Source organism: Leeia oryzae DSM 17879, from assembly GCF_000376945.1.
Classification (GTDB): Bacteria; Pseudomonadota; Gammaproteobacteria; order Burkholderiales; family Leeiaceae; genus Leeia; species Leeia oryzae.
In genome coordinates this window covers 1-5,407 of sequence record NZ_AQXU01000006.1, presented here as the reverse complement: position 1 = coordinate 5,407, position 5,407 = coordinate 1, and the positions used below count along the sequence as shown (strand labels likewise).

General features: G+C 51.5%; 2 tRNA genes and 3 rRNA genes. All 5 read right to left on the bottom strand.

Annotated elements, in window-relative coordinates:
• Positions 1-48 precede the first annotated feature (48 nt).
• The 5 genes from rrf to F552_RS0100060 all read right to left on the bottom strand — a co-directional run bounded on the left by rrf (position 49) and on the right by F552_RS0100060 (position 5,196).
• Positions 49-162, bottom strand: a 5S ribosomal RNA gene (rrf, locus tag F552_RS0100080).
• 127 nt (positions 163-289) lie between these two features.
• Positions 290-3,175, bottom strand: a 23S ribosomal RNA gene (locus F552_RS0100075).
• A gap of 256 nt (positions 3,176-3,431) precedes the next feature.
• Positions 3,432-3,507: transfer RNA gene (locus tag F552_RS0100070), tRNA-Ala, on the bottom strand.
• Between the two features lie 15 nt (positions 3,508-3,522).
• Positions 3,523-3,599: transfer RNA gene (locus F552_RS0100065), tRNA-Ile, on the bottom strand.
• A 59-nt stretch (positions 3,600-3,658) separates the two neighbouring features.
• Positions 3,659-5,196 (bottom strand): 16S ribosomal RNA (locus tag F552_RS0100060).
• The 16S, 23S and 5S rRNA genes sit together here with 2 tRNA genes alongside, the layout of an rRNA operon.
• Positions 5,197-5,407 lie beyond the last annotated feature (211 nt).

Here is a 5,407-nt window from a genome sequence, read left to right as displayed (position 1 = left end):
CAAACGTAAAAAGCCCCTGATCGTCAGATCAGGGGCTTCCTGTGGGGTGCCCGGCAGTGTCCTACTTTCACAAGCGCAATGCTCACTATCATCGGCGCTACGTCGTTTCACGGTCCTGTTCGAAATGGGAAGGCGTGGGTCCAACGCGCTATGGCTGCCAAGCGTAACTTGTCACGCAGCAAGTGATCTTCATCACTCACCACTAAAAACGGAAGAAGTAATTCTTTTCAGGTCTAAATTATATCCACTTCACACAGCGTCAACCAACAACCGCAATATCCACGGTTATAGGATCAAGCCTCTCGGGCAATTAGTATCGGTTAGCTTAACGCATTACTGCGCTTCCACACCCGACCTATCAACGTCGTGGTCTTCAACGACCCTTCAGGTTGCTTATAGCAACAGGGAAATCTCATCTCGAGGCAAGTTTCGCGCTTAGATGCTTTCAGCGCTTATCTCTTCCGCATTTAGCTACCCGGCGATACCACTGGCGTGATAACCGGTACACCAGAGATGCGTCCACTCCGGTCCTCTCGTACTAGGAGCAGCCCCCCTCAAATTTCCAACGCCCACGGCAGATAGGGACCAAACTGTCTCACGACGTTTTAAACCCAGCTCACGTACCACTTTAAATGGCGAACAGCCATACCCTTGGGACCGGCTTCAGCCCCAGGATGTGATGAGCCGACATCGAGGTGCCAAACTCCCCCGTCGATGTGAACTCTTGGGAGGAATCAGCCTGTTATCCCCGGCGTACCTTTTATCCGTTGAGCGATGGCCCTTCCATTCAGAACCACCGGATCACTATGTCCTGCTTTCGCACCTGCTCGACTTGTCAGTCTCGCAGTCAAGCTCTCTTTTGCCATTGCGCTATCAGTACGATTTCCGACCGTACCTAGAGAACCTTCGAGCTCCTCCGTTACAATTTGGGAGGAGACCGCCCCAGTCAAACTGCCTACCATGCACGGTCCCCGATCCGGTTTACGGACCTGGGTTAGAACCTCAAACACACCAGGGTGGTATTTCAAGGACGACTCCATGAGAACTAGCGTTCCCACTTCATAGTCTCCCACCTATCCTACACAAGTCTGTTCAAAGTCCAATGCAAAGCTACAGTAAAGGTGCACGGGGTCTTTCCGTCTAGCCGCGGGGAGATTGCATCTTCACAAACATTTCAACTTCGCTGAGTCTCAGGAGGAGACAGTGTGGCCATCGTTACGCCATTCGTGCGGGTCGGAACTTACCCGACAAGGAATTTCGCTACCTTAGGACCGTTATAGTTACGGCCGCCGTTTACTGGGACTTCAATCAAGAGCTTGCACCCCATCATTTAATCTTCCAGCACCGGGCAGGCGTCACACCCTATACGTCCACTTTCGTGTTTGCAGAGTGCTGTGTTTTTATTAAACAGTCGCAGCCACCATTTCACTGCAACCCATTACCGCTCCAGCCGCAGGGCCTTCACGTTATCTGGGCACACCTTATCCCGAAGTTACGGTGTCAATTTGCCGAGTTCCTTCTCCTGAGTTCTCTCAAGCGCCTTAGGATTCTCACCCTACCCACCTGTGTCGGTTTGCGGTACGGTCAATTATGGACTGAAGCTTAGAGGCTTTTCCTGGAAGCTTGGTATCAGTTACTTCAGATCACGTGGATCCTCGTCATCACGCCTCAGCTTAGCCGCACGGATTTGCCTATGCAGCACGCCTACACGCTTAAACGACCTATTCCAACAGGCCGCTAACCTAACCTTCTCCGTCCCCCCATCGCATCCATAATCGGTACAGGAATATTAACCTGTTTCCCATCGACTACGCATCTCTGCCTCGCCTTAGGGGCCGACTCACCCTACGCCGATGAACGTTGCGTAGGAAACCTTGGGTTTTCGGCGAGGGAGCTTTTCACTCCCTTTATCGCTACTCATGTCAGCATTCGCACTTCTGATACCTCCAGCATCCTTCTCAAGACACCTTCAACGGCCTACAGAACGCTCTCCTACCATATGTACTAAGTACATATCCGCAGCTTCGGTTATATGCTTGAGCCCCGTTACATCTTCCGCGCAGGACGACTCGACCAGTGAGCTATTACGCTTTCTTTAAATGATGGCTGCTTCTAAGCCAACATCCTGGCTGTCTATGCCTTCCCACCTCGTTTTCCACTTAGCATATCATTTGGGACCTTAGCTGGCGGTCTGGGTTGTTTCCCTCTTGACGATGGACGTTAGCACCCACCGTCTGTCTCCCATGCTCGCACTTCTCGGTATTCGGAGTTTGCCATGGGTTGGTAAGTCGCAATGACCCCCTAGCCATAACAGTGCTCTACCCCCGAGAGTGATACATGAGGCACTACCTAAATAGTTTTCGGAGAGAACCAGCTATTTCCGGATTTGTTTAGCCTTTCACCCCTATCCACAGCTCATCCCCTAACTTTTCAACGTTAGTGGGTTCGGACCTCCAGTTGGTGTTACCCAACCTTCATCCTGGCCATGGATAGATCATCCGGTTTCGGGTCTACACCCAGCAACTAATCGCCCTTATCAGACTCGCTTTCGCTACGCCTCCCCTATCCGGTTAAGCTTGCTACTGAATGTAAGTCGCTGACCCATTATACAAAAGGTACGCAGTCACCCCTCTAGGAGGCTCCCACTGTTTGTATGCATGCGGTTTCAGGTTCTATTTCACTCCCCTTCCGGGGTTCTTTTCGCCTTTCCCTCACGGTACTGGTTCACTATCGGTCGATTACGAGTATTTAGCCTTGGAGGATGGTCCCCCCATCTTCAGACAGGATTTCTCGTGTCCCGCCCTACTTCTCGTATGCTCAGTACCACAATTGTCTTTTCGTGTACGGGGCTATCACCCACTATCGCTGGCCTTTCCAGACCATTCCACTAAGAGAACTGCTATCACATACAGGCTCTTCCGCGTTCGCTCGCCACTACTTACGGAATCTCGGTTGATTTCTTTTCCTCTGGCTACTTAGATGTTTCAGTTCACCAGGTTCGCTTCTCTGCCCCTATATATTCAGAGCAGGATGACCATTGCTGGCCGGGTTTCCCCATTCGGACATCTCCGGATCAAAGTCTGTTGCCGACTCCCCGAAGCTTTTCGCAGGCTGCCACGTCCTTCATCGCCTGTAATCGCCTAGGCATCCACCACATGCACTTATTCGCTTGATCCTATAACCCTGGACATTACTGCCCAACATTACAGTCAATCTCAGCTGTGTGTTTGCTATACACCACGTCTCTCAACATGATGCATATCGATACAATCTAAACCCTGAAGTTACTCACGACTACCAGCATAGAATTAACTATCCCAGCCTTCGCTTTCTCTTCTTTACTTCTTCCATTTTTTTAAAGAACAATTTTTCGTCGCTTATTCAACAACGAAGTGTCAGTAATCACTCAATAATTACTCACAGTTCGTCACTGGTGGAGGTTGACGGGATCGAACCGACGACCCCCTGCTTGCAAAGCAGGTGCTCTCCCAGCTGAGCTAAACCCCCATTTTCACGATCGCTTGGTGGGTCAGATAGGAATCGAACCTATGACCCCCGCCTTATCAAGACGGTGCTCTAACCGACTGAGCTACTGACCCAGCTTCTCTTCTTACTTAACAACCGATAAGTGTGAGTACTTGCCTCAAACTTGCTCTAGAAAGGAGGTGATCCAGCCGCAGGTTCCCCTACGGCTACCTTGTTACGACTTCACCCCAGTCATGAAACCTACCGTGGTAAGCGCCCTCCTTACGGTTAGGCTACCTACTTCTGGCGGATTCCACTCCCATGGTGTGACGGGCGGTGTGTACAAGGCCCGGGAACGTATTCACCGCGACATGCTGATCCGCGATTACTAGCGATTCCGACTTCACGCAGCCGAGTTGCAGACTGCGATCCGGACTACGATCGGCTTTCTGAGATTAGCTCCCCCTCGCGGGTTGGCAACCCTCTGTACCGACCATTGTATGACGTGTGAAGCCCTACCCATAAGGGCCATGAGGACTTGACGTCATCCCCACCTTCCTCCGGTTTGTCACCGGCAGTCCCATTAAAGTGCTCAACTAAATGGTAGCAACTAATGGCAAGGGTTGCGCTCGTTGCGGGACTTAACCCAACATCTCACGACACGAGCTGACGACAGCCATGCAGCACCTGTGCCCAGGTTCTCTTTCGAGCACTCTCACATCTCTGCAAGATTCCTGGCATGTCAAGGGTAGGTAAGGTTTTTCGCGTTGCATCGAATTAATCCACATCATCCACCGCTTGTGCGGGCCCCCGTCAATTCCTTTGAGTTTTAATCTTGCGACCGTACTCCCCAGGCGGTCTACTTCTCGCGTTAGCTTCGTTACCAAAGGATTCCTCCCCCGACAACTAGTAGACATCGTTTAGGGCGTGGACTACCAGGGTATCTAATCCTGTTTGCTCCCCACGCTTTCGTGCATGAGCGTCAGTATCATCCCAGGGGGCTGCCTTCGCCATCGGTATTCCTCCACATCTCTACGCATTTCACTGCTACACGTGGAATTCTACCCCCCTCTGACGTACTCTAGCTGACCAGTTCCAAACGCAGTTCCCAGGTTGAGCCCGGGGATTTCACATCTGGCTTAATCAGCCGCCTGCGCACGCTTTACGCCCAGTAATTCCGATTAACGCTTGGACCCTACGTATTACCGCGGCTGCTGGCACGTAGTTAGCCGGTCCTTATTCTTCAGGTACTGTCATCCCCCAACGGTATTAACGTTAAGGATTTCCTCCCTGACAAAAGAGCTTTACAACCCGAAGGCCTTCTTCACTCACGCGGAATGGCTGGATCAGGGTTTCCCCCATTGTCCAAAATTCCCCACTGCTGCCTCCCGTAGGAGTCTGGGCCGTGTCTCAGTCCCAGTGTGGCTGGTCGTCCTCTCAGACCAGCTACCGATCGTCGCCTTGGTGAGCCTTTACCCCACCAACTAGCTAATCGGACATCGGCCGCTCGTATAGCGTGAGGCCTTACGGTCCCCCACTTTCCCCCTCAGGGCGTATGCGGTATTAGCACACCTTTCGATGCGTTATCCCCCACTATACGGCACGTTCCGATGCATTACTCACCCGTTCGCCACTCGCCACCAGGTGCAAGCACCCGTGCTGCCGTTCGACTTGCATGTGTAAAGCATTCCGCCAGCGTTCAATCTGAGCCAGGATCAAACTCTTAAGTTCAATCTTTAAAACTGGCTTACGTACACTCAAAAAAATTTCTTTTCTTGACTGTGTAAGCACTTATTTCTTTGCAGACCCGAAGGTCTTTGTCCGAAACAAGCACTCACACTTATCGGTTGTTCGTTTGTTAAAGAGCAGTTGCAACCAACTTCAAACTTTCGTAAACTCAGCGATTAATCGCTTCGTTTCGTCGTCTGCGTCAGCAGCAGAG